Annotated in this window: 26 protein-coding genes; 16 read left to right on the top strand and 10 right to left on the bottom strand. The window is 68.6% G+C overall.

Annotated features, from left to right (window positions below):
* Positions 1-15: 15 nt before the first annotated feature.
* The 4 genes from RN607_RS09290 (at position 16) to RN607_RS09305 (ending at position 4001) form a co-directional block, all read left to right on the top strand.
* On the top strand, positions 16-342 hold the full coding sequence (locus RN607_RS09290) for a nucleotide pyrophosphohydrolase (protein ID WP_313542124.1): 327 nt from the start codon (positions 16-18) through the stop codon (positions 340-342).
* Positions 332-2053: a DNA/RNA helicase domain-containing protein gene (locus tag RN607_RS09295; RefSeq protein ID WP_313542127.1), complete on the top strand. Its 1722-nt coding sequence runs from the start codon at positions 332-334 to the stop codon at positions 2051-2053. Before RN607_RS09290 ends, RN607_RS09295 begins: the two co-directional genes overlap by 11 nt.
* Before the next feature lie 191 nt (positions 2054-2244).
* Positions 2245-3063, top strand: coding sequence for a nuclease-related domain-containing protein (locus RN607_RS09300; RefSeq protein WP_313542130.1), 819 nt, complete (start codon positions 2245-2247; stop codon positions 3061-3063).
* Entirely contained in the window at positions 3060-4001 is a 942-nt protein-coding gene (locus RN607_RS09305; protein ID WP_313542133.1) for a nuclease-related domain-containing protein, read from the top strand. Before RN607_RS09300 ends, RN607_RS09305 begins: the two co-directional genes overlap by 4 nt.
* Before the next feature lie 102 nt (positions 4002-4103).
* On the opposite strand, the gene RN607_RS09310 is transcribed toward RN607_RS09305, so the two are convergent.
* The 3 genes from RN607_RS09310 to RN607_RS09320 all read right to left on the bottom strand — a co-directional run bounded on the left by RN607_RS09310 (position 4104) and on the right by RN607_RS09320 (position 7223).
* Positions 4104-4673: a uracil-DNA glycosylase family protein gene (locus RN607_RS09310; protein WP_313542136.1), complete on the bottom strand. Its 570-nt coding sequence runs from the start codon at positions 4671-4673 to the stop codon at positions 4104-4106.
* A 152-nt stretch (positions 4674-4825) separates the two neighbouring features.
* Positions 4826-6010 (bottom strand): transglutaminase domain-containing protein, encoded by a 1185-nt coding sequence (locus tag RN607_RS09315; RefSeq protein WP_313542139.1) that lies wholly within the window; start codon positions 6008-6010, stop codon positions 4826-4828.
* A gap of 49 nt (positions 6011-6059) precedes the next feature.
* On the bottom strand, positions 6060-7223 hold the full coding sequence (locus RN607_RS09320; RefSeq protein ID WP_313542142.1) for a DUF2510 domain-containing protein: 1164 nt from the start codon (positions 7221-7223) through the stop codon (positions 6060-6062).
* A gap of 251 nt (positions 7224-7474) precedes the next feature.
* On the opposite strand from RN607_RS09320, the gene RN607_RS09325 reads away from it, so the two are divergent.
* Positions 7475-7999 carry a hypothetical protein gene (locus RN607_RS09325; protein WP_313542145.1) on the top strand — a complete coding sequence of 175 codons (525 nt, stop codon included), beginning with the start codon at positions 7475-7477 and terminating at the stop codon, positions 7997-7999.
* A gap of 12 nt (positions 8000-8011) precedes the next feature.
* On the opposite strand, the gene RN607_RS09330 is transcribed toward RN607_RS09325, so the two are convergent.
* Positions 8012-8575, bottom strand: coding sequence for a hypothetical protein (locus RN607_RS09330; protein ID WP_313542148.1), 564 nt, complete (start codon positions 8573-8575; stop codon positions 8012-8014).
* A gap of 158 nt (positions 8576-8733) precedes the next feature.
* Positions 8734-9669, bottom strand: coding sequence for a 5'-nucleotidase (locus tag RN607_RS09335; protein ID WP_313542151.1), 936 nt, complete (start codon positions 9667-9669; stop codon positions 8734-8736).
* Between the two features lie 140 nt (positions 9670-9809).
* Between RN607_RS09335 and RN607_RS09340 the strand changes: the two genes are divergently transcribed.
* Together RN607_RS09340 and RN607_RS09345 are read left to right on the top strand one after the other, a co-directional pair.
* Positions 9810-10280 carry a nucleotidyltransferase domain-containing protein gene (locus tag RN607_RS09340; protein WP_313542154.1) on the top strand — a complete coding sequence of 157 codons (471 nt, stop codon included), beginning with the start codon at positions 9810-9812 and terminating at the stop codon, positions 10278-10280.
* Positions 10277-10597 carry a HepT-like ribonuclease domain-containing protein gene (locus RN607_RS09345; protein ID WP_313542157.1) on the top strand — a complete coding sequence of 107 codons (321 nt, stop codon included), beginning with the start codon at positions 10277-10279 and terminating at the stop codon, positions 10595-10597. Before RN607_RS09340 ends, RN607_RS09345 begins: the two co-directional genes overlap by 4 nt.
* Positions 10598-10630: 33 nt before the next feature.
* Here the strand turns inward: RN607_RS09345 and RN607_RS09350 are convergent, their stop codons facing one another.
* The gene (locus RN607_RS09350) at positions 10631-12646 is read right to left on the bottom strand and encodes an ATP-dependent helicase (RefSeq protein WP_313542160.1); all 2016 of its coding nucleotides are present in this window, start codon (positions 12644-12646) and stop codon (positions 10631-10633) included.
* 238 nt (positions 12647-12884) lie between these two features.
* Between RN607_RS09350 and RN607_RS09355 the strand changes: the two genes are divergently transcribed.
* The 5 genes from RN607_RS09355 (at position 12885) to RN607_RS09375 (ending at position 16455) form a co-directional block, all read left to right on the top strand.
* Positions 12885-13274, top strand: a complete 390-nt coding sequence (locus RN607_RS09355; protein WP_313542163.1) for an ArsR/SmtB family transcription factor — start codon at positions 12885-12887, stop codon at positions 13272-13274.
* 4 nt (positions 13275-13278) lie between these two features.
* Positions 13279-14334, top strand: coding sequence for a permease (locus RN607_RS09360; protein WP_313542166.1), 1056 nt, complete (start codon positions 13279-13281; stop codon positions 14332-14334).
* 72 nt (positions 14335-14406) lie between these two features.
* Entirely contained in the window at positions 14407-14646 is a 240-nt protein-coding gene (locus RN607_RS09365; protein ID WP_313496533.1) for a thioredoxin family protein, read from the top strand.
* A gap of 29 nt (positions 14647-14675) precedes the next feature.
* Entirely contained in the window at positions 14676-16115 is a 1440-nt protein-coding gene (locus tag RN607_RS09370; RefSeq protein WP_313542169.1) for an MFS transporter, read from the top strand.
* 109 nt (positions 16116-16224) lie between these two features.
* On the top strand, positions 16225-16455 hold the full coding sequence (locus RN607_RS09375) for a TM2 domain-containing protein (RefSeq protein ID WP_313496536.1): 231 nt from the start codon (positions 16225-16227) through the stop codon (positions 16453-16455).
* 44 nt (positions 16456-16499) lie between these two features.
* On the opposite strand, the gene glpK is transcribed toward RN607_RS09375, so the two are convergent.
* The 3 genes from glpK to RN607_RS09390 all read right to left on the bottom strand — a co-directional run bounded on the left by glpK (position 16500) and on the right by RN607_RS09390 (position 20231).
* The gene (gene glpK, locus RN607_RS09380; protein WP_313542172.1) at positions 16500-18014 is read right to left on the bottom strand and encodes a glycerol kinase GlpK; all 1515 of its coding nucleotides are present in this window, start codon (positions 18012-18014) and stop codon (positions 16500-16502) included.
* Positions 18015-18080: 66 nt separating this feature from the next.
* Entirely contained in the window at positions 18081-19847 is a 1767-nt protein-coding gene (locus tag RN607_RS09385; RefSeq protein WP_313542175.1) for a glycerol-3-phosphate dehydrogenase/oxidase, read from the bottom strand.
* Between the two features lie 84 nt (positions 19848-19931).
* Complete coding sequence (locus RN607_RS09390; protein ID WP_313542178.1) at positions 19932-20231, bottom strand: hypothetical protein; 300 nt, start codon at positions 20229-20231, stop codon at positions 19932-19934.
* A 304-nt stretch (positions 20232-20535) separates the two neighbouring features.
* Here RN607_RS09390 and RN607_RS09395 point away from each other — a divergent pair, with 304 nt between their 5' ends.
* On the top strand, positions 20536-20712 hold the full coding sequence (locus RN607_RS09395) for a DUF8730 family Cys-rich protein (RefSeq protein ID WP_313496542.1): 177 nt from the start codon (positions 20536-20538) through the stop codon (positions 20710-20712).
* Between the two features lie 73 nt (positions 20713-20785).
* Here RN607_RS09395 and RN607_RS09400 read toward each other — a convergent pair whose 3' ends face one another.
* Positions 20786-21865, bottom strand: a complete 1080-nt coding sequence (locus RN607_RS09400) for a LacI family DNA-binding transcriptional regulator (RefSeq protein WP_313542181.1) — start codon at positions 21863-21865, stop codon at positions 20786-20788.
* Between the two features lie 102 nt (positions 21866-21967).
* On the opposite strand from RN607_RS09400, the gene RN607_RS09405 reads away from it, so the two are divergent.
* The 3 genes from RN607_RS09405 to RN607_RS09415 all read left to right on the top strand — a co-directional run bounded on the left by RN607_RS09405 (position 21968) and on the right by RN607_RS09415 (position 26831).
* A complete protein-coding gene (locus tag RN607_RS09405) occupies positions 21968-23239 on the top strand; it encodes an arginine deiminase (RefSeq protein WP_313542184.1) in 1272 nt (423 codons plus the stop codon).
* 80 nt (positions 23240-23319) lie between these two features.
* A complete protein-coding gene (locus RN607_RS09410; RefSeq protein WP_313542187.1) occupies positions 23320-25083 on the top strand; it encodes an alpha/beta hydrolase in 1764 nt (587 codons plus the stop codon).
* A gap of 104 nt (positions 25084-25187) precedes the next feature.
* On the top strand, positions 25188-26831 hold the full coding sequence (locus RN607_RS09415) for a cation:proton antiporter domain-containing protein (RefSeq protein ID WP_313542190.1): 1644 nt from the start codon (positions 25188-25190) through the stop codon (positions 26829-26831).
* Positions 26832-26922 lie beyond the last annotated feature (91 nt).

Consider the following 26922-nt stretch of genomic DNA (forward strand, 5'->3'; position numbering starts at 1 on the left):
TGCTACTGTCCCCATATGGCCAAAGACGAGGTCCTTCGCGAGTTGAGAGAGTTCGTTCGCGAGCGCGACTGGGCGCAATTCCACTCACCCGAGAACTTGGCGAAGAGCATCTCCATTGAAGCCGGAGAACTCCTCGAATGCTTCCAATGGAACGCCAACGCGGACCGCTCCGAAGTGCAAGACGAGCTTGCAGACGTTCTGACGTACTGCTTCCTTCTCGCAGACACGCTCGGGCTCGACTCGGATCAGGTTGTTCTCGACAAACTCGCGCGAACGCGCGAGAAGTACCCAGTCGAGAAGGCGAAGGGCCGGAGTACGAAGTACGACGCCTATGAGGATTGAGAAGCTCCCGTTCGAGCGAGAGGCGCTTGGCCTCTGGACCGACCCCTCGGGACGCCACGCCAACTGGCCCGTCGTCTACACCCTCAACGACAAGGGCGAGGTGTACGTCGGCGAGACTCTGAACGCTGTAGGCCGTATGCGGCAGCACCTCGACAACCCTGACAAGAAGCATCTGAAGTCCGTGCGGGTCATCGTCGACGAGCAATTCAACAAGTCCGTCTGCCTCGACCTCGAGTCCTACCTCATTCGGCTCTTCGCCGGCGACGGCCGATTCACTGTTCTCAATCGGAACGACGGCATCACCAACGCGGACTACTACGACCGGAAGCGGTACCGGGAACTGTTCGATGAGATCTTCGAGCTGCTCCGACTCGACGACCTGTTCACTAACTCGATCGAGCAGATCGAGAACAGTGACCTGTTCAAGTTGTCTCCCTACAAGGCGCTGAACCACGATCAGGAAGCGGCCGTTGTGGACGTCGTTGAGGGCCTATTCGACGACCTTGAAAGCAACTCCGCGAACACGGTAGTCATTGAGGGAGGACCGGGAACCGGCAAGACTATCGTCGCGATCTACCTCATGAAGTTGCTCGTGGACATCGCCAGCACAGAGCCGACCGACGACCAGTCGTCGGATTCAGTCTTTGCGGACTTCTTCGTTGAGGGCCACCGCGAGTTGATGCGAGGGTTCCGGATCGGACTCGTCGTTCCACAGCAGTCTCTTCGAAAGTCGATCAAGAACGTCTTCAGACGGACTCCCGGCCTATCCCCCGCGATGGTTCTCACCCCATATGAGGTCGCCAGGAGCCGAGATCCCTTCGACTTGCTGATCGTCGACGAGACGCACCGACTTACCCAATACGGCGCGCAGGCGATGGGAACCCTCACTCGAGACTTCCGTGAGCACAGCATGCGACTCGCGCATAAGGGCGAACGCTGGGAGGACCTGACGCAACTCGACTGGATCGTTCGATCGAGCAAACAGCAGATTCTCCTTCTCGATCGAGACCAGAGCGTGCGCCCCATTGACCTCCCGCCAAAGGCCGTCGATCGGGTCCGCGAGGCGGCCGCAGACGAAGGCCGCTCTTACACACTGCGCTCGCAGATGAGGGTGCAAGGCGGCTCTGACTACATCGAGTACGTCCGCGCCGCCCTGAGCGACGGGCCGGCTCCGCAGCGACGAGGCTTCGACGGCTACGACCTGAGGTTCTTCGACGACCTCGGGCGCATGCACGAGGCAATACGCGCGCGGGATCGTGACGAGGGTCTCGCTCGCCTGGTCGCCGGCTACGGCTGGAAATGGAAAAGCAAGAAAGACTCCGCCGCGTTCGACATTGAGTTGGACAGCACCCGCCTGCGATGGAACAGGACCGCTGTCGATTGGATCAATTCGCCAACGTCGATTGACGAAGTCGGATCGATTCACACGGTCCAGGGATATGACCTCAATTACGCTGGCGTCATAGTTGGCCCCGAAGTCGGCTGGGACCCAGTCACAGAGCGCCTTCACCTAGACCGAGCACGCTACTTCGACGCGAAAGGAAAAGCGCGCAACGGGCTTCTGGATGTCGACTACTCGGACGAGGACGTGCTTGGTCTCGTGCGAAACATCTATCGTGTCCTCCTCACCAGGGGTATGAGGGGCACGTATGTCTACGTCTGCGACACCCTATTGAGACAGCGACTTCGTGGACTCCTCGCCAGTTCTTGACACGGGCCGGCCGTGACGCCCGCCATGGCACGTCCATCTGATTCGACATGAGCATGACTGCTCCGATTACACACCCAGGCGAACCGATCCCCGAAGAGCGCTGCTCTCTAGCATTCTCGGGAATGCACTGGTAATTTCCGGTATGTGGCGCAGCCGCGGGGGATGCGGCATGGCTTCTAGGGGGAGCCTCAATGGATTTGCCTACGGTGAGACGCTGGCGCAAGGGCGCGATGGATCGGCTCTACGTAACGGACCAGGCCGGAGTCGACCTTGGGTGGGCGGATACCGCAACGGGTGAGATCACCGTGGTGGTCCCAGGCTCAGAAGGCCGGCTCGATGCGGCCTTCGTCGCCTGGGCCGCGCTGCAACCCGACGACGACCTTGCACTCCATGCTCCGGGCCGCAATGTCGATGCGCTCACAGCCGCCTACACTGCCGAAATCGCATCCTTGAGCGACTCCATCGTCCAGTTGGAGGCGCAACTCGCGGCGGCCCGTTTCAGTCGCGACCAGTATGCGAAGGGCACGGCCGGCGAGTACCGCGTAGGCGAGGCGGTCAATCGGCTCTACCAGCATGGTTGGGGAATCATCCACGCAGTTCCTATCAATGGCGGCGCTGCGGATATCGACCATCTGCTGATCGGACCTGGCGGGGTGTGGACCGTCAACTCGAAACGACATGACTCATCCGAAGTGTTCATCAATGGCGACTACATGCGCGTCGGTCGTGTTCGGGTGGACCACATCGCACAGGCCAGACGCGAGGCGGCGGCCGCTTCACTGGCATTGTCCTTGCCCGACGCTCCCGTCGCCGTCTCCGGATGTGTCGTTCTGGACACCTCATATCGGTACGACATGACTGTGATCGAGGAGCCTGAAGGCGTCGTCGTGCATCACCTGGCCTCGGTCCCCTCGGTGTTCCACAACTTGCCGCGCGTCCTCGATGGCGCCGAGATTCTCCGCATCTACTCACGAGCACGCCGCCCCGAGACCTGGGACCCAGAAACATGAGCGAACCGATCACCGTCAACAACTGGAAGCGCTACGGACAGCACCGTGGCTACGCCAACCTGCCCGACGGCACCCGTGTCGGATGGATCGACGTTCCGACAGGAACGATCACCATCGAGTCTCCCGAGCACGATGCCGAAGCGCGAGCTGCGCTCGGCGAGTGGCATTGCGCCCTCCCCCAGGTACCCGCGGTCGCGGAGCCGAGCATGCTGGCGGACGTGGAGGATGAGGCGGCCGCACAATCCGTCGTGGCTACGGACACTTCGAAGACCGCGCCTGCCCCCGACCCAGAGCGCGAGGCAACAGACCTTGCAAACCGAGTTCCGGGGCAGAACGCGCGCGAGCAGGAAGGACTCGCATGGGAACGTGAGAAGCGGCTCGGCAACACCATCGCTTGGGCAGGACGCGTCGCTGGCGCCCATACGGACTACAGGGCATGGAAACTTGGCGCGGAAGGCGAGGAAGCCGTCGGCAAGGGTCTCAAGAAGGTCGGCAAACGCGGCTGGAAGGTTCTGCATTCGATCCCGTGCGAAGGCGATACAGACATCGACCACCTAGTCATCGGCCCGCCGGGCGTCTTCCTCGTCAACACCAAGCACCACCCGAAGGCGAAGGTCACCGAGACAAAGTACGGCGTCATGGTGAACGGGGGAAAGACCGAGCACTTCCCTCAGATACGGGCACAGGTGAAGAAGGCGACCGCTGCACTGGCAGCCGCGCTCGGACACCCGGTGAGGATCACTGGCGTCGTGGCGATCTTCAACGGCGGGCTCTCCCAGCCGGAACTGAAGACGGCAAGCAGCGCCCGCGACGTGAAAGTTGTCACCAACTGGAACATCTCCAACGCACTCCTGAGGCTCGAGCCTGTGCTCTCAGATGCGGAGGTCGAGGAGATCCACGCGGTGGCGCGCCAGCCCAGGACGTGGAAGAAGGACTAGTTCTCACGTCTAGCTCCCGGGCGCCCGTCGGCGCGACGATCACCAGCCACATCGAAGACACGGCGCACGCTGCAACTCGCAGTCGACCGACATTCCCCTCGCCTAGCGGCGCCCGGATCTGCTGAGCAGCCCAGGCAACTCCCCCATCACAGCACTGGCCTTCTCAGCCGCGTCATAGGGTCCCGGCATTCGGAACACCTGGGCACCCCAGGCAGTCCGCGCCTCCTGCACGCCAGATCCTCCCGCAGCCTTGCGTCCGAGCAGTGCCTCTACAGGCTGCCGAAAGACGCAGATCACGAGCGGCACTGAAAGGGCGCCAAGCTTCTCGCCCAGCAAAGAACGCCCATGCTCGAGTTCCCCGGCGACCAGGTCTTTCTCCCCCACGGTTGGCCTCTTCACGATGTCCGTGAAGCCCACGCCGGCAGCGAGCGCGACCGCCTCGAACTGACGCACACCTTCGGGGAGGTCGAACAACCCAGCCGACGCGAGCCTACGAAGCTGGCGCTGACCCACCTGTCCCTGGTAGTAGTGGCCGGCGGCCACGCTCACCGGCGATGGATTCAGGCCCACGATCATTGCTCGCGCCTTCTCCGGGATCACGTCGCGAAGCGTCAGATACTCGACGCCCATCCACTCCTCGACGGCCTGGTAACCGATCAGCTCTTCAGCCATATCGCGAACCTACCTGCTCGCCACGGCGCTCGCGCGGTCCCCTCGCAGTCCACCGACACCGCCTCCGGAGCGGTCGCCGTCGCGGTGAGCCTTTCGCCGCTTGCCTCTCGAGTAGGAGGTGCCGCAGTCCAGCCAGTATCCAGCCCCACGGCCTAAGCCACCCCGTAGTCCCCCACGTGCGAGTCGATCACCCAGTAGTCGTCCGCGGTCCTCGTGGTGAGCGACGGGTCGCCGTCCGGCACCGCGAAGTACGAGTGGCTGGACCCCCAGGCGAGCACGTCGTCCCAGGTGGTGTCCACGAGCACCCACTCGCCGTTGATGAGCACCTTGTTCCAGGCGTGCGCAGCGATGCTCTCGCCGTTGTCCGCATCGCCGGTGACGATCACGCTGGATAGGCCGACGGCGTCGGCGAGCAGCTCGTACGCCTGCGCATAGCCGGTGCAGACGGAGGAACCTTCGACCAGCGCGCCGTACGCCTCCTGGGACTGCGCCACCACTGCGGACGTGCCCGAGTCGTATCCGCGGTCGGCCTCATCGACCGCCGCATAGTCGTAGTCGTTGGCGGCCACCACTGCGTCGTGGATCGCGCTGGCGAGCGCATAGTCGCCCTGCGCACGCGCGACGTCGGGCGATGCGACGATCGTCGCCACCGCGTCGGCCGTGGCCACCCGACGCCGTTCCGCCTCGGAGTCCGCGTAGATGTAGTCGGGCACCACCGTCGTCCTGAATGCCGAGTAGGACACCGACCAGCCGCTGACGAACACGTACGGGTTCTGCGCCAACGCCTCGTACATCGCGTCGTGGATGCCAGGCACCCCGCCCACCTTGGACACGTAGCCGGTGACGTCGATCGACCGTTCCTGCACGACCATGGCGCGCGCCAGGTACAGCGACAGGTCCTCCGTGCCGAACACCGGGTACGCCACGTCAGGCCCTGTCGGCACGGGCGCGGTGAGCATGGTGGGCCATGGCACCCACAGCGGCAGCCGTCCCAGGTATCCGGCGGGGACCACGATCAGAGCGGCGAGCAGCGCCCACAGCAGCAGCCGCCCGCCCAGGCCCAACGTGCGGCGGCGAGGCTTCGCGGCGCTCACCGGCAGGTCGGGCGTGTGAGCCCAATGCTGAAGCGACGAGGTCTGCGCCGAAGCCTGCCATGACATGGGCGGCTGCGCGGCCTGCGGCTGAGGCGTCCAACCCGGCACTCCGGCCCTGGGGCGCGTGAACTCCGTCCACCCCGCGCCGTCCCAGTAGCGCTCGAGGTCCGTGCGCGCAGGGTCCGGGAGCCACCCGGGCGCAGGCAGCCGAGGCTCCCAGCCGGCCGGTCCCTGACCCTCCACGTGGACCCCCTCTCCCGGGGCCACCCTACTGAGGTCGCGTCACCAGACGCTAGGCCCCGTACGCCATCAGCCGCTCGTCAAGCATCCAGCTCGAGTCCGGCGCGCGATCGTCGAGCCGCGAATCCCCGTCGGACACCAGGAACCAGTCGTCGAGCGCACCCTCAGCCCCGCCGTCGTCCCACGCGACGTCCACCGTCATCCACACGCCGCTCATCTGCACCTTGTTCCAGGCATGCGTCGTGAGGCTCCCGCCGTCGTACGCCGAGCCTGTCACCACGACGGTCGTGAGGCCCACCGCGTCCGCCAGCACCTGGAACGCCTGCGCATAGCCGAGGCTCGAGGCGCGCCCCTGCACCAGCGCCCCGTATGCCTGCTGGGCCTGCGTGAAGGCCGCCACCTGCGCGGTGCCGGTCGTGCCGTCGGACACCGCCAGCGACCCGTCATCCAGGGTCACGCGCGCGATGATCGCGTCATGCACGGCCTGCGCGAGCGCCACCTGGCCCGTCGCCTGCGCCACTGCGTCCGATTGGACGATGTCAGTCGCCTCCGCCTGCAGCTCCCGCCGCCGCTGCTCCGCCTCATCGGCGTCGTACAGGTAGGTCGGCACCAACGAGTCCCCGCCCGCCGTCAGGGTCCAGTCGGTGCCGTCCGCGAACACGTACGGGTTCTGGATCACCACTGCGAGCATCGCGTCGGCCACCACCTGCTCCTCATCGGCCCCCGCCCGGGACAACCAGCTCAGATCGATCTCCTGCTGCTGCACCATCAGGCTGCGCGCCAGGTACAGGCTCAGCGAGTCCACGGCGAACACCGGATACTCCACCGCGGGGCCCGCCGGCGCCTGCAGCCCCCAGGAAGAAACCGAGCCGAGCCTGCCGGAGATGGCGCTCGCATAGACGAGCATGCACAGCACCAGCACGCCCAGCAGCGCGAACCCGCCGCGCCAGCCCTGCAACCAGCCCTCACGCACCTCAGGGCTCGGTTCCGGCACCACGGGAGTCAGGCCACCGACCGCTCCCCCGACGTCACGCTCCAGGTCGACGAGCGCCGCCTCATCGGACAGCCCCCAGCGCGTGCGCACCTCACGCCCCCGCGTCCGGTCCGTCCACCGGCGCCCATCCCACCAGCGCTCCATGTCCAACCGGCTCGGATCCGGCAGCCAGCCCGCATCCGGCAGCCGCGGCCGCCTCACCTGCCCGTCGCCCCCCGGCATCCGGACCTCCGTCCTCCCTCGCTTGCAGGCTACCGACGCCCCCAGTCGGACCGCGCGACAGGTGACAGGTCACCCGGGAAGAGCGCGCGCCGCCGCACGGCCGACGCGACCGCCGGATCGTGTGCAGTTCGCCACGTTCACCCCACGACACGGCACCGAGTGCGCAGATCCACGAGGATTCACCCATAGGGTGCATATCGGACGCCAGGAACGGGAGTCCTCGTACACACCACAGCACACAGGGGGCACGAATGCGCTGGTTCGCAGCCAGACCACAGCGAGGGACGACGACCGGGAGCGATTCTCCCTCTCCCGCCGGCGCCGCTGCCGGTCCGGCCGAACCCGAGCCGACGCACGTCGCAGTCTCCTACGAGGACCCGTTCCTGGCAGTCCCCCACCTCAAGAACGCGACCGCCGCAGTCTGCGCGCGGCTCAGACTGTCGCTGCGCACCGTCGACGACGTCGACTCGCTCGTGGACGCCGCCCTCAACGTGGATGCCGCACACGTGGTGCTGTTCCCCCACTTCGACCAGCTGCTGCTGCACGTGCCCGACCTCACCGACCCGCACTGGCACGGCGCCCGACTCGACCCCGCCGCAGCACAACGCGCGGGCGTCCGCTACGTGATCGGCACCGCGGGCCAGGACGGCAACATCCTCGAGGCGCTCCAACGGATCTTCGGGCCCGACGTGGTGGGCATCTTCGCCGACGTCAACACCACCGCCGACACGGCACGGCTCGAGCACCAGCTGGAACAGGCACTCGACCCGTCCTGAGCACAGCCGAGGCTAGCGCGCGGCATCCTCCGTGAGCAGATCGTGCAGGTGGCGCAGCGGGTCCCTCAGCATCGAGCCGATGATCTGCGGGCTCGCCTCCGAGCCCGCGAGCATCTCCAGCACCGACTCGCACAGCACGTCGATCTCCCCTGCACGGTCGCCGTGCTCACGGCAGGCCTCCGCACGCACCCCGAGGATCGCGCCGCGGATCGCCAGCACCATGGTGGGATCCTCGGCCGTCGCCACGAGCTTCGCGTACTGCAGCTCCGTCTCCTCGACCACCGCCGTGGCCTCGGCCTCGAGCCCCACCATGCGCATCGCGCGGGCAGCGCCCACCCCGATGCGGATCAACTCCGTGCGCTCGTACTGCGTGGGACCACCCTCGTCCAGCACGTGGCGCGCCACGTCGAACGCCTCCGCCCACGCCTGCTCAGACTTGTCGTACTGCTTGGCGAGCGCCAGTTCCATGGAATACCAGGACAGCTGCTGCGCCAGACGCAGCGCGCCCGCACGTGGCTCCTGCCGATACTCCGCCCTCAGACGGATGACCTCACGATGCGTCCGCTCCAACCCCATAGCGTCACCATAGGCGCGGTCCGGCCATCGCGGAAGGATTCGAGACCAAGAATCCTCACCATGCGCGTGCGCCTGCCGATCTGCTGTGCAGGAGACGTGTACCCGCACGGCACCGTGACGGCTCAGCCCCGCCGCAGCACGCGTCCCCGCCGCTCCTTCTAGAAGAGCGTCTCGTTCGCCACGCCGCACGGCACGTGCACACCCGCCGCGTGCTCCAGCGCGCCGCTCAGATGGCCGTGCTGATCGTCGAAGAACATGTGCGGACGCAGCACCTGCAGCACCTTCGCCTTCTCGATCCCGCCAAGGAAGAACGCATCGTTCACCGTCACTCCCCAGCTGCGCAGCGAGTGCACCGCCCGCTCGTGCGCGGGCGCGGCCCGGGCCGTCACAAGTGCGATCCTCACGCGAGGCTCGTACGACGGATCATCCTTCTGCCGCTGCTGCTCGAGCAGCTGGATGCGGTTGAGATCAGCCACCAGCGGCTGCAGCAGACCGGGCACGTGGGCGATGTCCCGCTTCGCGACCTCGTTTGCCACGAAGCTGTCCATGCCCTCGCTCTGGAAGACCCGCTCCGACTCGTCGGTCGCGAGCACCGCATCGAAGTCGAATGCGATCCTGAGGCCCCGGTCCGAGTCGTCGTACGCCGCAGTGCTCGGCAGCACGTGGCCCGCCGGGTGGCCGGCCCGTACTGCCGCGACCACGTCGTCCCTGTTCTGGCTGAGGAAGAGGCTCATGCCCAACGCCGGGATGTAGCCCAGCGGCGACCGCCCCTGCGTGAAGAAGGCACGCGTCACGCCCAGCGCATGCTTCTCCACCGAGCGCATCACCCGAAGCCCCGTGCTCGCATCGTTGCGCGACAGCACGATGACCTCCACCAGCGGGTCGCGCGGGCGCAGGTCGTTGAGCGTGAGCAGCCGCTTGATGAACGGGAACGCCGGCCCCGGCGCAAGCAGATCGTCTACGTGACGGTCCTGGTAGTCCGCATACGCAGCCTCGCCATGCTCCCTGAAGTACGCGTCGGACTCCGTCAGGTCGAACAGCGCGCTGGACGCCACTCCCACCACGAGTCGGTCGTGGAGATCGTAGGCAGGCATCTGTTCCTCACGGTCGCGGGCGAATGGTTCAGCACCCTACCCCTCGCAGGTGACGGGCACGTGACCACCGGTCAGCGCCCGGAATCCACAACCGCGCGCGGACCCGTACGCGCCACAATATGTGTTGCTATATTTGCCACATGGAGCCAGATCTCGCACACATCGCCCGCGAGTCGGACGCCGCTGTGGAGGCGGCGCGCGCACGACTCGTCGAGGCTGTTCGAGACGCAACGCGAGCCGGCATGACTCAGCAGCAGATCGCGGAGCAGATCGGCCGTAGCCAACCTGAGGTGAATCGCCTTCTGCGCTTCCACGGCTCCACACCGCACGCCCGAGCCCTGCGACAGCATCGAGCAGAGATCCGCTCTCGACTCCGCGCGGTTGGAGGTCGAAACGTCCGCGTCTTCGGCTCGACCGCCCGCGGCGCCGAGAGGCCCGACTCCGATGTGGACCTGCTGTTCGAGACGCGCGAGCCGCTCAGCCTGATGCGACTCTCCGCCGTGGAGAACGAGCTCTCACGCCTCCTGGGGCTGCAGGTCGACCTGGTCGCTGAGTCCTCGCTGCGTCCCGACCTGCGCGAAGGTATCGTCAACGAGGCCGTGCCCTTGTGAGCCGCGAGCCTCATGAGCGGCTCGCGGATGCCCTCCTCCATTTTGACCGCGCGACCGCCTACGGTGCGAACGGCGTGGCCACGGAACTGGAGATCGACGCGATCTGCATGCGGCTCGCATCTGGGCTCGAGTCCCTAAGCCGGCTTCCTGAAGAGATTCGAACCGAGCTGTTCGGTTCGACCTGGGCCGCAATGTGGGGCATGCGGAACCGGATCGCACACACTTACGCACAGGTTGAGGCACCGGTCGTGATAGCCACCCTCGAAGAAGATCGTCCTCACATCCGCACGCTTATCGTCGACTACCTGGGCAGATAGCGCGAGCACGTGACTACTGGTCAGCGCCCGCGGCTACGCGTCGAGGTCCCCGAGGTCCACGCCCAGGTCGATCTCCGGCGGCGCAGCCAGCCCCGGCGGAGGCCCCGGTCGCGGCGCACGCTGCGGGACGTGCACGGTCTCCGCGACCAGCCCCTCCGGCAGGGTCGACAGGAAGTAGGCGTCCTCCAGCACATCCATCGCATACGGTCCGCCCACCCATGCGCGCACCGGCGTGTGGAACAGCGCCCGGGTCACGCACAGCCGATCCCGAGCTCGCGTGAGCGCCACGTACAGCACCCGGCGCTCCTCCTCGACCGCGTCGGCATCGCCCAACGCCCTGGACGACGGGTACGCACCCGGACTCACACCCGCGCAGAACGCCCAGTCCGCCTCGAGCCCCTTGGCCGAGTGCACGGTGGACAGCACCACGTGATCATCGTCCTTGGGCGCCGCCGTCAGCTCCGATGTGAACACCGGAGAGAGCAGGTACTCCTCGATGAACTCCAGGATCGAGCGGCGCGACGCCGCCAGCCGCTCCACGTGCACCAGGTCACGCTGTCGCGCGTCCCAGTTCTCATTGCGGTACTTGGTCGCGAGGACCGGCGTGAGCATCGCGGCTGCCCTGCCCACCGCGTCGTCCACCCGGTTCGCGGCGTCCTCGATCGCGTCGAGTCCCGCGCGCAGCCACTCCGGCATGGACGCGAGCGCCGACGCGCGGGCGTCCCTGGCCGACGCGCCTTGCTCGCGCGCGGCCAGTAGGGCGTCGAACGCGCGGACCGCGGTCCTGTCCCCCACGCGAGGCACGAGCGTCAACAGGCGAAGCCACGCCACCTCGTCGTCCGGGTTGGCGACGACGCGCAGCGCGGACAGCACGTCGCGCACGTGCGCACTCTCCAGCAGCTTGGTACCGCCGAAGAAGACGTACGGGATGTCGTTCTCGATGAGCAGCGACTCGATGGCTCGCCCCGAGTAGTTGGAGCGCACCAGGATCAGGTGCGTGTTCCACGGGAGACCATCCTCGTGCGCTCGGCGCAGCTCGCCTGCGATCCAGCCCGCCTCGTCGTGCGGGGTCTCGAAGCTGTGCAGCTCGGGCTTGGCGCCGCTGCCTCGCACCGCCCGCAGATGCTTGCCGTACTCGAGCGGGCTCGCCGACAACAGCCAGTTGGACAGGTTGAGGATCTCCTGCGTGGACCGGTAGTTGTCCTCGAGTCGCATCACGCGAGCACCGGGCACCCGCTCGGAGAACGAGTGGATCGACGCGAAGTCGGCGCCTCTGAACCCATAGATCGACTGCGCATCGTCCCCCACGCAGTAGAAGCGCGTGTGCGGCACCAGCGGATCGATGATGGTCCACTGCAGCGGGTTCGTGTCCTGCATCTCATCGATCAGGATCTCGTCGTAGTGGCTGCCCACCCACGCCGCGACCTGCGGGTCCGCGAGCCGGGCGGCGAAGATCAGCAGCAGATCGTCGTAGTTGAGGTAGCGGCGCTCCTTCTTCCGTTCCTCGTACGCGCGGACGACGGCGCCGATCGCCTTGGGATCGATGGTCTGATCAGGGAACTTGGCGCGGATCGCGTCGGCCAGGGTGACGCGCGTGTTGCGTGCGAAGGAGACGACGTCGATGATCTGCGAGGCCTTCAGCCCCTCGACACGCTTGCCACGGCCCAGCACGCCTCGCATCACCTGCGCCTGGTCGTCCGCGTCGAGCACGCTCCAGCCCTCGTAGCCGAACACGTCCGGGTTGGCGCGCACCTCCCGCATGGCCCACGCATGGAAGGTCATGGCGCCGACGCCCTCCATCGCTCGGCTCTCCGTCTGCACCCGCGAACGGATCTCTGCTGCCGCGCGGCGTGTGAACGTGATCGCAAGGATCCGGTTGGGGGCCGTCCCCTGGCGGATCAGGTGGCGGATGCGCGCGACGATCGTGGTCGTCTTGCCCGTGCCAGCGCCTGCGAGCACCAGGTTGTGGCTCGCACCGGTCACCACCGCCTCACGCTGACCCGGGTTGAGCGACCCCAGGAGGTCGTCGGAACCCGTCTGCTCAGCCATGCGCCCGAGTCTACGAGCGCCCGCCGACACGCCCCGCCGCCCCCGCACCTCCGCGCCCCAGCGCCCCAGCAGGACATGGGTGCAGGACCCGCGCCGCTTTCGACGCTCATGTCCTGCCAGCGCGCACGCAGGCTCGCCAACGCGCCGCTTTCGACACCCATGTCCTGCCCGCGCACCGAAGTCGACCTCGGGACCAACGTCCCCACCGTCGTCCGGATCGCGGGCGGACTATTCAAATGTGACTCAACTGTCCTCGATCGACCTGATCCCCCGCCCCGCGGAGCAGACCTCCCCATGCGCCGCGCCCGCGACCGAGTCCCCGCACGACCCCGCGCCCGCCGTCGAGCTCCTCCAGGCCATCGCCGACCCTGTCCGCTGGACCGTCCTGGATCGCCTCAGCGTCGGCACGCGCTGCGTCTGCGACCTGCAGGAGCATGTGGACGTCTCCGCCACGCTCCTCAGCTACCACCTGCGGATCCTGCGAGACGCCGGACTCGTCACCACCTCCCGTCGCGGCCGCTGGATCGACTACTCCCTGGCACCCGACTCATCGGCCCGTATCGCGTCGGCCCTCCCGGGCTCCGGGACGACGACGGTCGCCACCTTGCCCGACCAGCCGGACCAGTGACGTCATGACCGTGATCGACCACGTCCACAAGGCGAGTCCCACGCAGCGGTGGGTCGGCGTCGGCGCCGCGACCGTCGCCTGGTGGGCGCTCTACAGCGTCAACCTGCCGTTCTGGAACTGGATGATCGGCGACGTCGTCGGCCTGGACCTGAGCACGCGGCTCGGGTCGGGCGTCCACTTCTTCTTCTACGACACCGTCAAGATCCTGCTGCTGCTGGCCGGCATCATCTTCGTGGTCACCGTGCTGCGGTCCTTCATGTCCGTGGAGCGCACGCGCGCGATCCTGGGAGGCAAGGCCGAGGGCGTCGGCAACGTCGTCGCCGCAGGGCTGGGCGTGATCACCCCGTTCTGCTCCTGCTCGGCGGTGCCCGCGTTCATCGGCTTCGTCGCCGCAGGCGTGCCCGTGGGCGTCACGCTGAGCTTCCTGATCGCAAGCCCGTTGGTCAACGAGGTGGCGATCGCGCTGCTGCTCGGCCTCTTCGGCTGGGGGCCGACGCTGCTGTACGTGGGTGCCGGCCTGGCCATCGCGATCGTCGCGGGCATGGTCCTGGGCCGCATGCACCCCGAGCGATGGATCGAGCCGTTCGTGTTCGAGACGAAGATCGGCGGCCACGCGATCGACCCCGGCATGTCGCTCACGTGGAACGACCGTATCCAGATGGGCCTCGAGGAGGTCGGCGAGATCCTCCGAAAGATCTGGCCCTACCTGCTCATCGGCATCGGGCTCGGCGCCGCGATCCACGGCTGGGCACCGGAGCAGTGGTTCGCCGACCACGCCGGACCGGACAACCTGCTGGCCGTGCCGCTCGCGGTGCTGATGGGCGTGCCCCTGTACTCCAATGCCGCGGGCATCCTGCCCATGGTCGAGGCGCTGTTCGACAAGGGTCTGCCCATGGGCACCCTGCTCGCCTTCATGATGGCGACCGTCGCGCTCAGCCTGCCGGAGATGATCCTGCTGCGCCGCGTGCTCAAGCCTCAGCTCATCGGACTGTTCATCGGCGTCGTCACCGTCGGCATCATCGCCGTCGGCTACCTGTTCAACGCTGTCATCCCCACCTAGCGACACTCACCCACCCGCCAGAGTCCCAGACACCTCAGAACCGACACTCACCCACCCGAAAGGACTCCCGCCATGAACATCAAGATCCTCGGCTCCGGATGCGCCAACTGCATCAACCTGGAGAAGGCCGCGCGCGCCGCCGCCGCAGAGCTCGGCCTCGACGCCGAGTTCGAGAAGGTCACCGACTACGGCGCGATCGCCGGCTACGGGGTCATGAAGACGCCCGGCCTGGTCATCGACGAGCAGCTGGTGCTGTCCGGCCGCGTCCCGACCGCCGCGCAGGTCAAGGAGATCCTCGCGCCGCTCGTCTGACGCCGGGCGGTCGGCCGTAGCCTGAGGCCATGGCCGACTCCCCCGCGCCGCCACCCCGGCCCACGACCGTCCCGCGCACCGCCACGCAGTCGCTGGTGCTGTGGATCGCGATCCTGGGCTCATTCGTGTCTTTCCTGGACGGCACCATCGTCACGGTCGCTCTGCCCGCGATCATGCGCGAGCTCGGCGGCGGCATCACCACCCAGCAGTGGACGGTCGACGCGTACATGCTGACGCTCGGGTCGCTGATCCTCGTCGCCGGCTCGATCTCGGACAGCTTCGGCCGGCTGCGGGTGCTGCGCGCGGGGCTGATCGGCTTCGGGATCACCTCGCTGATCATCGCGCTCGCCCCCACCGCGCCCGTGCTGATCGCAGCGCGCTTCGCCCAGGGTGCGGCCGGCGCGCTGCTGGTGCCGTCCAGCCTGGCGCTGATCATGAGCCACTTCCGTGGCCCGGCGCAAGGCCGCGCGATCGGCACCTGGACGGGCGCCACGTCGGCCGCCATGGTCGTGGGTCCCCTGGTAGGCGGACTGTTCGTGGACCTCGCGAGCTGGCGGTTCGCCTTCCTCATCAACGTGATCCCGATCGCCGTCACGCTGTGGCTGCTGGCGCGGCTCTCGCATCGGGACGACGCGCACGACGTGCGCAGGGCCGACGCGCGAGTGGACGTGGTGAGCGCCGCACTCGCCGCATTGGGCCTGGGCGGGGTGGTCGCCGCGCTCATCGAGCAGCCGAACCTGGGCTGGAGCGATCCCCTGATCGTCGCGCTCCTTGTGTTGGGAGCAGCCCTGCTCGCGGCGTTCCTCGTACGCCAGTCGCGAGTGCCGGACCCGATGCTGCCGCTGCCGCTGTTCCGCACCGGCAACGTGGCGTGGGGCAACGCGGCCACGTTCCTCATCTACGGCGCGCTGAGCCTCAACGGCTTCGTGCTGGGCGTGTACCTGCAGGAAGGGGCAGGCCTGCCCGCCACAGCCGCCGGCATGGCGAGCCTGCCGGTCACGGTGATCCTCATGCTCGCCTCCTCGCGGGTGGGCGCGCTGTCCGGCCGGCTCGGCCCGCGCATGTTCATGACGATCGGCCCCATCACCATGGCCGCCGGCGCGATGCTGCTGCTGAGAGTGGGGAACGACTTCACCTACTGGACCCAGGTGCTGCCAGGGGTGATCCTCTTCGGCGCGGGTCTCGCGCTCACCGTGTCACCGCTGACGAGCGCCATCCTCGGCGCCGTGGATCCCGCCCGCTCAGGCATCGCGTCCGCGGTGAACAACGCCGTCGCCCGCATCGCCGGCCTGGTGACGGTGGCGCTGATCGGGACCATCGTGGGCGGCACCCTGGACCTCGCCGGATTCCACCGGACGGCCGTCGTGACGGCAGCGCTCCTCGCAGCAGGAGGGGTCGTCAGCTGGATCGGCATCCGCAACCCGGCCCCGACGGACGACGCCTCGAGGGACGACGCGCCGGCGAGCTAGGCGGGCTCCCTCAGGATCACGCGGAAACCGAGACTGTGCACAGCGCGCCCGGCGGCGACCAGCCGACGTACGATCGGCGAAGGCCCTGCCTGGACGAACGGAGACACAGATGAGCTATCCGGCACCCGCATTGCCGCCCAAGGACACCGCGGTCACGTACATCCTCTGGTTCTTCCTGGGCGTGCTCGGGATCCACCAGTTCTACCTGGGCAAGGTGGGCCGCGGTCTGCTGTACCTGTTCACCGCGGGCGTGTTCGGGATCATGCTGATCGTCGATCTGTTCACGATCCCCAGCCAGGTGCGCACGGTCAACGCCCAGCGTGCCGTCGGGATCGGCTGAGCCGTTCGTCGCGAGCCGCCCGTCCCGATCCGCGCGACGCGGGCTCAGTCGACGTCGTCGTCCACCCAGTCCAAGGTCCTCGCGACCGCCTTGCGCCAGTTCCGGTAGAGCCGCTCCGCCTGGGTGCGTGACATCGCGGGCTCCCAGCGGGCGTCCTCCTGCCAGTTGGCGCGCAGCTCGTCGAGCGAGCCCCAGTAGCCCACGGCAAGCCCCGCGGCGTAGGCGGCGCCGAGCGCCGTGGTCTCCGCCACCCGGGGCCGGACCACGTCGATCCCCAGGATGTCCGCCTGGAACTGCATGAGCAGGCCGTTGACCGTCATGCCGCCGTCGACCGCGAGCGTGTGGACGTGCGCACCCATGTCCGCCTCGACCGCCTCGATGACGTCGCGCGTCTGGTAGGCGGTCGCCTCGAGCACGGCGCGCGCCAGGTGGTGACGTGTGACGTAGCTGGTGAGCCCGACGATGACACCGCGCGCGTCGGGCCTCCAGTAGGGCGCGAACAGCCCGGAGAAGGCGGGGACGATATACGCGCCGCCGTTGTCGGGCACCGACGCGGCATCGCGCTCGATGTCCGCGGCGGTCTGGATCATGCCGAGGCCGTCGCGCACCCACTGCACCAGCGCACCGGTGACGGCCACGGAGCCCTCGAGAGCGTAGCGCGGAGCGTCGTCGCCCAGCCGGTACGCCACCGTCGTCAACAGGCCGTGCTCGCTGAGGACGATCTCCGTGCCCGTGCCTACCAGGATGAAGTTGCCCGTGCCGTAGGTGCCCTTCGACTCCCCGACCTCGAAGGCTGCCTGGCCGAACGTCGCCGCCTGCTGGTCGCCCAGGATCCCTGCGATCGGCACCTCCCGCAGCAACGAATGACCCCCGACGTGGCCGTACACCTCCGACGACGAGCAGATGCGGGGCAGCATCGCCCTGGGGATGCCGAGCGCGTCGACGATCTCGTCGCACCAGTCGAGCGTGGCCAGATCCATCAGCAGCGTGCGGGACGCGTTGGTCACGTCGGTCACGTGCAGACCGCCGTCGACGCCGCCGGTGAGGTTCCAGACGAGCCACGAGTCGGTGGTGCCGAACAGCAGATGCCCCGCCTCCGCCTTCTCCCTCGCGCCGGGCACGTGGTCCAGGATCCACAGGATCTTGGTGGCGGAGAAGTAGGTCGCGAGCGGCAGGCCCGTGGTGGCACGGAACCTTCCCACGCCCTCGACGGCGGCGAGCGCATCGACCATGGGCTGGGTGCGGGTGTCCTGCCACACGATCGCGGGATAGATGGGCTCGCCCGTGCGGCGATCCCAGACGACGGTGGTCTCACGCTGATTCGTGATGCCGACGGCCACCAGGTCCTGGCGCGTGATGTCCGCCTTGGCGAGCGCCTCCGCGATGACGCGGCGCGTGTTGGCCCAGATCTCCAGCGGATCGTGCTCCACCCAGCCTGGTCGCGGCGTGTGCTGGCGGTGCTCCAGCTGGCCGGTGGACACGATCGACCCCGAGTGGTCGAACACCATGGCACGTGTGGAAGTGGTGCCTTGGTCGATCGCGATCACGTAGCGACCCATGGACGATCCCGCCTCCTCACGCACACCTCTGACGACGGGTCGCCGCGCCCGCCGTCGGCCGTTGATTCAGGGTAGCGACCAGGGACGATGCGCGCGCGCCGGACCTGCCAGATCCACGCCGTGAGCGTCGGCCAGGAGGGCGACCGTCGCGTCCACCTCCGCGCGCCGGCGCCGCCACGACCACCCGACCGCGTCGCCGACCACGTCGGCCAGCTCGCGCAGCACGCTCACGCCCAGGCGACCTTCGAACGCCAGGGTGGTGCGCCGCAGCACCAGGTCCTCGAGCCGCACCACATGCTCGCGGGTGGCGATCCACGAGATCTCGCCGACGCTGTAGTCGGGCAGGGTCGCGAGGCGCGAGGCCGCGGCAGGGTCGTACGTCTCCGCGACGCCCACGCCCGCGGAGCGCGAGCCGTAGCGCGCGAGCAGCGTCTGCCCCCTGCCGATGCTGAGCCCCGGCAGGTTCGTCACGATCCACTCGTCGCGGTCGTCCAGCCTGGGCAGCCCGCGAGCGCCACCCACCTGGGCCGCGACTGTGGAGGCGAACCGCTGCACCCCCAACCGGTCCAGCACGTCGTCGGCGACCCGCTCCCCCAACGCCCGATGCGTGGTCCACTTGCCGCCGACCACCGACAGGACGGGGACATCGGGTGCGTCCGGCAGCGCGCCCTCCTCGACGCGGTAGTCGCGGCTGATGCGCCCGGGCTCGCTGGCGTCGGCTGCGGGCAGCGGCCGGATCCCGGCGTATCGGAACACGATCTGCGCACGGCTCACAGGGATCTCGGGGAACACACGCGCCGCGAGCTCGATGAAGTAGTCGACCTCCTCCTCCGTGCAGCGTGCCGGTTCACGGGGGTCCGCAGGGATGTCGGTGGTGCCGAGGATCACCTTGCCGTGCATCGGGTAGACGAGCACGATGCGGCCGTCGGAGTTCTCGAAGAAGATCTCGCGCCCCCGGCAGGCGTGCAGCAGCGCAGGGCTGTCGACGACGATGTGCGAGCCCTTGGTGCCGCCCATGAACGACGTCGGCTCCCCGAGCACGCCGTTCGCAAGGTCAGTCCACGGACCGCACGCGTTCACGATGACGCGCGGACGCATCCTCAGGGTGTCGCCGGTCACCTCGTCACGAAGGACCACGGCATCGCCCTCATGACCTGCTGCGGAGACGTAGGTGGCGACGCGCGCGCCACCCGCCTCCGCCGCGTCGTCGGCCATCTCGAGCGCCAGTCGCTCAGGGCTTCCCACCATCGCGTCGTAGTAGGTGGCGGTCGCGATGGTGGCAGGGTCCAGGTCCGGCAGCTCCTCGAGCGAGCGCCGCCGGCCGACGAAGCGGTGCCGCGGCACGGAGGTGCCGTCCGCCGCGCGCCCCGCATGCGAATAGGCGTCGTACAGCCACAGGCCCGCCTTCACCAGCAGCGCGCCGCGCGCCTTCTGCGGGCCGATCTGCTTGCCGGTCAGGAACCGCGCGGGAGCCTGCGCGAGACCCGTGAGGACAGTCCTCAGCGGGATCGTGGTGGGAAGCGGCCTCACCTGATGCGGGGCGTTCGCCAGCAGGCGGTTGCGTTCCTCCACACCTTCGCGCACCAGCCGGAACTCGCCGTTCTCCAGGTAGCGCAGCCCGCCGTGCACCATGCGCGAGCTGGCGGCCGACGTGCCCGATGCGATGTCGCCACGGTCCACCAGCGTCACGTCGACGCCGTTGAGCGCCAGGTCGCGCGCGATCGCGACGCCGTTGATGCCGGCGCCGATCACGAGCACGTCCGTGGTCGGATCGTCCAGCAGGGCGGTGACCTCAGGGCGCACCTTGGGCGCGCGTCGACGATGCTGAGCCATGCGGCCATGGTGTGCAGATCCAGGGCGGATGCGCAACGGGTGAGCGAGGCGCTCGCCGCGTGTTCAGGCGTGGACCGTGCGGAGTCAGTCCTTGCGCCGCTCGTCGGCGCCGCCACGCATCAGCAGCCCGCCCACCAGGAGGACGGCGAGCGCCGCCGCGGACCCGATGAGGAGCTCGCCCAGGTAACCGTCGCGCTCGAACGCGTCGAAGCCGGTCACCGACGCCGCCTCACCGCTCGCGGAGGTCGAGTCGCCGCCTGTGGACGGCGTGTCGGCGTAGGCCCCGGTGGCGGGCGCCAGTGCGGCGAGCGCCGTCAGCGCGAGTACCAGCCACACGCGCACGCGCAGGCGCGCAGGCATGACGGTGGTGCTCCCGTGGATCACTCGTGCCCCCTCAGGCATGTGCGGAGATCGGGCCTCGCCCCTCGACACGGGGCATGCCTCGATGCGACGCTCCATGCACCCTAACCGCAGAGCTCCCGGGAATCCAGGCCTGCGGAGGTCTCGCTCCGGTCACGATCCGGCGACGGAGCGCCCTCATGGTGGGAGCACGCCGTGGATGCGTCATGCAGCCCACGCGGCTCGAACGCCGGACGTAGCCTCGTGGGCACGGTTCGACTCACTTGCGAACACATACCCCCTAGGGTATCTTTGTCACGTCAAGACCAACGAGGAAAGGAATGCACACATGTGCTCTCCCGCCACCTGCCCGCGCTGCGGCAAGACCACCTGGACCGGCTGCGGCAACCACATCGAGCAGGCCCTGGCCGGCGTTCCCGCCGCGCAGCGCTGCTCCTGCGACTCAGCCGCCTCCGGTAACGGCGCCTCCGCCAACGGCATCTTCGGCCGCATGTTCGGCCGCTGATCGACCCGACGCTCAGCACAGACCTCGACGGGTCGACCTTCCCTAGGGTCGGCCCGTCGATCTGCGTCCAGGCTCAGCGCGTCAGCACCGCCACCGAGTCACCCCAGCGGACGGGCAGCGGCAGCTCCTCCGGATCCCCGAGCTCCACCCCGCCGCGCCCCTCACGCTCCGCCTCGAGCATCCGCAGCAGCCTGCGCGCGACGATGCGCCCCTTCTGCATGCCGTCCTGCACCACGGTGCACAGCTCGATACCGCCGAGCCCACCGAGCGTCACCGCGTCGAAGCCCGTGACGGACAGATCCTCAGGGATCCGCAGCCCCACCCTTCGCGCATAGTCGATGATCCCCGCGGCATGCACGTCCGCGGTCGTGAGGATGCACGTCGGGGGCTCCTCCATCTCCAGCAGCGCGCGCGCCGCCGCCTCACCGCTCGAACGTGCGACGGTCCCGCACCGGAACACCGCCACCGGCTCCACGCCCGCACGCACGAACCCGTCGAGCCGACGCCGCACGTTCGTGGGCGCCGCCTCGTACAGCTCGTCGAACGTGGTGAGACCGTCAGGCAGCTCCTCGACCGAGAACGTGTACCCCGCGATCGCGATCCGCTCGTGACCCGCCTCAAGGACGCGCCGCGCCAGCTCCTCGGTCGCCTTCGCGTCGTCCATGACGACGGCAGCCTCCTCCGTCATGTAGCCGTCCAACGCGATCCACGGCACGTGCCGCGACTCCAGGTACGGGTTCGTCTCCTCGAAGCCCACCATGCGACGCACCGAGACCACACCGTCGTAGAGGACCGCATGCGCAAGGTCTCGCGACGCATCGTCCGTGATCGGCGGGATCAGCACCGTCCCATATCCCGCCTGCGCGAACTCGCGCTGCAGGCCGTCCAGGATCGCGAGAGACAGCGGATCGGTGTCCGGGTCCTCCAGCAGCGCATGCGTCACCACCGCGATCAGCTGGGTGCGCCCTGACGCGAGCGCGCGGCCGAGCGCGGACGGCCCTGTGTACCCCATCGCGGCCGCCGCGTGCCGCACGCGCTCCGCGGTCTCGGGCGCGACCACGCGCTTGCCCGTGAACACATGAGACGCTGTCGACTTCGCGACCCCTGCGGCCTTCGCGACCGCAGCCAGCGTCACATGACGATGCTCCGCCATGGCTCCCTCGCCTTCCCGCAACACCGCAGGAGTCGCCTGCGGTTCCCCTTGACAGGCTCAGCCTAGGCCCCTGGTGCTAGCGTCGGGAAAGAGGGAGGCGCCGTGTCGGACACAGCCGTGACCAAGAACGACCTCGTGACGCCGCTCGGCGTGTACTCCGAGGTAGGAGTCCTGAACACCGTGCTCACCTGCGCGCCAGGACTCGCGCACCACCGCCTGACGCCGTCCAACTGCGCAGACCTGCTGTTCGACGACGTGATGTGGGTGGACAACGCGATCCGCGACCACGCCGAGTTCGTGGAGCTCATGCGCGACCACGAGATCGAGGTGCTCGACCTTCCCACCCTGCTGGGCGAGACCATGGCCGACCCCAAGGCGCGTGCGTGGCTGCTGGACCGCAAGCTCACGCGCGACGACCTGGGAGTGGGCCTCGAGTCGGACGTACGCGCCTTCCTCGACGACCTGGAGCCGTTCGCGCTCGCGCAGCACCTCATCGGCGGCCTCGCCGTCGCAGACCTGCCTCGCGAGCTCGCGCCGCCCGCCGTCCAGCTGGTGCGCGAGGAGTCAGGCATGCGCGACTACCTGGTCCCTCCCCTGCCCAACACGCTCTACACGCGCGACACGACCAGCTGGATCTACGAGGGCGTCACGCTGAACCCCCTGTACTACCCCGCGCGTCATGCCGAGACGCTCATCATGAAGTCCGTGTACGACCATCACCCGCGGTTCAAGGGAGAGGTGACCGTATGGTGGGGCGACCCCGAGGCGAGCCACGGCCTTGCGTCGCTCGAAGGCGGGGACGTCATGCCGATCGGCAACGGCGCCGTCGTCATCGGGATGTCCGAGCGGTCCAGCCGCCAGGCGATCACCCAGGTCGCCTTCGAGCTGTTCGCCGCCGACGCCGCGGACAGGGTGATCGTCGCCAAGATGCCTCGCATGCGCTCGGCGATGCACCTCGACACCGTCTTCACCTTCGCGGACCGGGACGTCGCGACCATGTTCCCCGGCATCGTCGACGACATCGAGACGTTCTCGCTGTACCCCGCGGACCCTCCGCTGACGCTCGACGTGGTACGCGAGGACCGGCCCTTCGTGGACGTGGTCGCCCATGCGCTCGGGCTGGGCGGGCTGAACCTCATCGAGACGGGCGGCGACCGCTATGCGGCGGAGCGCCAGCAGTGGGACTCGGGCAACAACCTCGTGGCGCTCGAGCCCGGCGTGGTGATCGCCTACGACCGCAACACGCACACGAACGACCTGCTGCGGGCGGCGGGCATCGAGGTCCTCGAGATCGTCGGCGCCGAGCTGGGCCGAGGACGCGGCGGCGGCCACTGCATGACCTGCCCCCTCAGCCGCGACGCGCTCGCCTTCTGATCCCGCGCGGCGTGTGCGGCGGGGTGCATCGCCCGCGCGCGGCGTCGCGTTAAGGTCAAGAAGGACCCAGGGGGTGAGAGATGTCGTCGGACGCAGGCGAGGCGGTCGGATCCGACGTCGCCCGGCCCGCGGCGGCGGCCACCCCGGAGCGCCGACCCGCCAGGCGGCCCCCCCGGATCCTCGAGCCGAGCTTCTCCGGCGTGGGGCTCGTGATCGGCGCGTTCTTCATCGCCGTGTCGCTCGGCCCCTCGCTGCTGCCTCGCGTGTCCTGGGTGCAGGGCATCGCGTCCGGCGTCTCGTTCATGGTCGGCTACGCGGTCGGCGCCGGCGGCCACGCCGTGTGGAACTACCTCCAGATCCCGAACCTGCGCGGTCGCCCCCGGTTCGTGGTGGGCGCCCTGCTGATGGGGATCATCGGCGTCACCCTGGCCCTGTCCATCTGGCGATGGGTCGGCTGGCAGAACGAGATCCGCCACACCTTCGGCATGCCCGACGTCAACCCGACCGCATGGCCGATCGTCATCGGCGTCGGCGCCCTCATCGCCGCCATCGTGCTCGTCGTGGCGCGCCTGTTCCGCAAGCTGTTCCGCGTCGCAGGTCACCTGCTGGACCGCTGGCTGCCCCGCCGGCTGTCCATCACGATCGGCGTGGCCGCCGCGACCATCGTCGTGTGGCTCGCCCTGTCCGGCCTGCTGGTCCAGGGCTTCTTCACGGCGTCCAACGCGCTCTTCTCCGTGCGGGACAAGGGCGACAAGCCCGGCGTCGAGCAGCCCGTGTCGTCCCTGCGGTCGGGCTCCGCCGACTCGCTGGTGTCATGGGAGGACCTCGGCCGCCAGGGCCGCTCCTTCGTGTCGAGCGGACCCACCGTGCAGGAGCTCGACGACTACTGGGGCGGCGGTGCGGTGGAGCCGATCCGGGTGTACGTGGGACTGCGGTCCGCCGACACGCTCGACGAACGCGCACACCTCCTGCTCCGCGAGCTGATCCGCACCGGCGCGTTCGACAGGAAGGCGATCATCCTGGGCACCGTCACGGGCACCGGCTACCTCGACCCCGCGGGCGTCGATCCCGTCGAGTACCTCTTCAACGGCGACGTCGCGATCGCCGGCATCCAGTACTCCTACCTGCCGTCCTGGATCTCGCTGCTGGCCGACCAGGAGGTCACGCGCGACACGGCGCTCGCCGAGTTCCGCACCGTCTACGAGTACTGGTCCCAGCTGCCGGAGGACTCGCGACCGCAGCTGTACCTGTACGGGCTCTCGCTCGGCTCCTACGGCGTGGAGGCCGTGCTGGGCTCGATCGACATCCTCAACGAGCAGATCGACGGCGCCCTGATGTCGGGCCCGCCCTTCGTCAACCCGCTGCACGCGGAGCTGACGGCGGCGCGCCAGGCGGGGTCGACCGCGTGGCTGCCCGTGGTCGGCGACGGACGCACCGTGAGGTTCACCGGCGAGGCCGACAGCCTCGGCATGCCGACAGGCACGTGGGGCACGACGCGCGTCGTCTACCTTCAGCACGGGTCCGACCCGGTCGTCTTCTTCAACCCCACCTTGGCGTTCACCAAGCCCGACTGGCTGCAGGGCTCCGAGCGCGCACCCGACGTGTCACCCCAGATGAGCTGGTTCCCCGTGGTGACCATGTGGCAGGTGCTGCTCGACATGCCCGCCGCGGGCTCTGTGCCCGAGGGCTACGGCCACATGTACTCGAACACCGCGAACCTCCAGGCCTGGGTGGGCCTGGTGAACCCGCCGGATTGGACCGACGCCGACACGGCTCGGCTGGCGGATGCGCTGGAGGCTCGCGCGGAGGAGCAGGCCACGGCCCTGGAGCAGCTCGGCGACTGAGCGCCACCGGGTGCGCGGGTGTCGCCATCGGCGCACCTGACCGACGTCCAGGGCCCCGGCACCCGTTCACAAGCCGTTCACATCGCCCCAGGTAGAATGATGCGATGTTGGACCACGCGCCCCTCCTTGTCACCATCTCCGCGGGGCTCGTCGCCGCCTTCGTGCTCGGATTCGCGGCGCAGAAGATCAAGCTCTCCCCCATCGTCGGCTACCTCGCGGCCGGTCTGCTGATCGGCGAGAACACCCCTGGATTCCGCGCCGACCCCGACCTGGCGCAGCAGCTGTCCGAGATCGGCGTGATCCTGCTGATGTTCGGCGTCGGCCTCCACTTCTCGCTCAAGGACCTGCTGAGCGTCAAGAAGGTCGCCATCCCTGGCGCCGTCGTGCAGATGACCCTCGCCACGGCTCTCGGCACGTTCCTGGGGCATTGGCTCGGTTGGGGTTGGGGACCCAGCCTGCTGTTCGGGCTCGCCCTGTCCGTCGCGTCCACCGTCGTCATGCTCCGCGCGCTCGAGGACCGCGGCCTGCTCGACACCCGCGCCGGGCACATCGCCATCGGCTGGCTGATCGTCGAGGACCTTGCGATGGTGGTCGCACTCGTCGTGATCCCGGTCGTGGGCGGCAGCGGCACCACGTCGTTCGGCGACCTCGCAGGCGAGCTCGCCGTCACGATCCTCAAGGTCGCCCTGTTCGTCGCCGTCATGATCGTGTTCGGCCGACGCGTCATCCCGTGGATCCTGGCACGCACGGCCGACACGGGCTCGCGCGAGCTCTTCACGCTCGGCGTCCTGGCGCTCAGCCTGGGCGTCGCGGTCGGAGCGGCCGCCGTGTTCGGCGTGTCCTTCGCGCTCGGCGCGTTCTTCGCAGGCACGATCCTCAAGGAGTCCGAGCTGGCGCATCGCGCAGCCGAGGACTCGCAGCCCCTGAGGGACACGTTCGCCGTGCTGTTCTTCGTGTCCGTCGGCATGCTGGTGGACCCCGCGATCGCGGTGCACCGTCCCGTGGCCCTGATCGCCACCGTCCTCGCGATCGTGGTCGGCAAGGGCGTTGGCGCATACGCCCTGGTACGACTGATGAAGTACTCGAAGTCGATGAGCCTGGTGATCGCCGCCTCGCTCGCACAGATCGGCGAGTTCTCCTTCATCCTGGTCGCGCTCGGCGCCGAGTACGACATCCTGCCCGGCGACGCCCAGGACCTGGTGCTCGCCGGCGCGATCCTGTCGATCGTCGTCAACCCTGCCCTCTTCGCGTGGGCCTCGCGCTCGTACGTCGCGAAGGTCACCGATGACAGGACGACAGGCGAGACCGGTCCGATCGCCTACGTCGGCGAGGACCACACGGTGGTCGTGACCTTCGGCCGCGTCGGACGGCGGATCGCGTCCGGCCTGTGGGCGCGCGGCATGCCCGCCGTCGTGATCTCGGACGACGAGGACCACGTGCGCGAGATCCGCGAGGCGGGGCACGAGGCGATCCTGGGCAACGCGGTGCGCTCCAAGGTGCTGCACGCCGCGAGCATCGAGACGGCTCACACGGTGCTGGTGGGTATCCCGGACCCGATCCAGGCGGGAGCCGTCGTCGCGAAGATCCGCCGGCTCGCACCGACCACGACGATCGTGGCGCGCGGTCACCGACAGGTCGACGTGGACTACCTGACGGAGATGGGCGCCGACCGGGTGTACGTGGGCGTGCATGAGATCGCGGACCTCATGGTGGCCTCCGCGGCCGACCCGGAGGAGCCGCGCGACTGACGCTGATGACGTTCCCGCCCGCTCACGCGCCGTGCCAGCACGGCCTGCGGACGCAGCACGGTCCGCGGCGCGCGACGATCCCCTCGCCGCG

It is taken from the genome of Demequina capsici (assembly GCF_032102965.1).
GTDB classification, from domain to species: domain Bacteria; phylum Actinomycetota; class Actinomycetes; order Actinomycetales; family Demequinaceae; genus Demequina; species Demequina capsici.

Coding starts and splice junctions, on each gene's coding strand:
- RN607_RS09290 (WP_313542124.1), top strand. CDS start 16: ATGGCCAAAGACGAGGTCCTTCGCGAGTTGAGAGAGTTCGTTCGCGAG.
- RN607_RS09295 (WP_313542127.1), top strand. CDS start 332: ATGAGGATTGAGAAGCTCCCGTTCGAGCGAGAGGCGCTTGGCCTCTGG.
- RN607_RS09300 (WP_313542130.1), top strand. CDS start 2,245: ATGGATTTGCCTACGGTGAGACGCTGGCGCAAGGGCGCGATGGATCGG.
- RN607_RS09305 (WP_313542133.1), top strand. CDS start 3,060: ATGAGCGAACCGATCACCGTCAACAACTGGAAGCGCTACGGACAGCAC.
- RN607_RS09310 (WP_313542136.1), bottom strand. CDS start 4,673: ATGGCTGAAGAGCTGATCGGTTACCAGGCCGTCGAGGAGTGGATGGGC.
- RN607_RS09320 (WP_313542142.1), bottom strand. CDS start 7,223: ATGCCGGGGGGCGACGGGCAGGTGAGGCGGCCGCGGCTGCCGGATGCG.
- RN607_RS09325 (WP_313542145.1), top strand. CDS start 7,475: ATGCGCTGGTTCGCAGCCAGACCACAGCGAGGGACGACGACCGGGAGC.
- RN607_RS09330 (WP_313542148.1), bottom strand. CDS start 8,575: ATGGGGTTGGAGCGGACGCATCGTGAGGTCATCCGTCTGAGGGCGGAG.
- RN607_RS09335 (WP_313542151.1), bottom strand. CDS start 9,669: ATGCCTGCCTACGATCTCCACGACCGACTCGTGGTGGGAGTGGCGTCC.
- RN607_RS09340 (WP_313542154.1), top strand. CDS start 9,810: ATGGAGCCAGATCTCGCACACATCGCCCGCGAGTCGGACGCCGCTGTG.
- RN607_RS09350 (WP_313542160.1), bottom strand. CDS start 12,646: ATGGCTGAGCAGACGGGTTCCGACGACCTCCTGGGGTCGCTCAACCCG.
- RN607_RS09360 (WP_313542166.1), top strand. CDS start 13,279: ATGACCGTGATCGACCACGTCCACAAGGCGAGTCCCACGCAGCGGTGG.
- RN607_RS09365 (WP_313496533.1), top strand. CDS start 14,407: ATGAACATCAAGATCCTCGGCTCCGGATGCGCCAACTGCATCAACCTG.
- RN607_RS09370 (WP_313542169.1), top strand. CDS start 14,676: ATGGCCGACTCCCCCGCGCCGCCACCCCGGCCCACGACCGTCCCGCGC.
- RN607_RS09375 (WP_313496536.1), top strand. CDS start 16,225: ATGAGCTATCCGGCACCCGCATTGCCGCCCAAGGACACCGCGGTCACG.
- glpK (WP_313542172.1), bottom strand. CDS start 18,014: ATGGGTCGCTACGTGATCGCGATCGACCAAGGCACCACTTCCACACGT.
- RN607_RS09385 (WP_313542175.1), bottom strand. CDS start 19,847: ATGGCTCAGCATCGTCGACGCGCGCCCAAGGTGCGCCCTGAGGTCACC.
- RN607_RS09395 (WP_313496542.1), top strand. CDS start 20,536: ATGTGCTCTCCCGCCACCTGCCCGCGCTGCGGCAAGACCACCTGGACC.
- RN607_RS09400 (WP_313542181.1), bottom strand. CDS start 21,865: ATGGCGGAGCATCGTCATGTGACGCTGGCTGCGGTCGCGAAGGCCGCA.
- RN607_RS09410 (WP_313542187.1), top strand. CDS start 23,320: ATGTCGTCGGACGCAGGCGAGGCGGTCGGATCCGACGTCGCCCGGCCC.
- RN607_RS09415 (WP_313542190.1), top strand. CDS start 25,188: ATGTTGGACCACGCGCCCCTCCTTGTCACCATCTCCGCGGGGCTCGTC.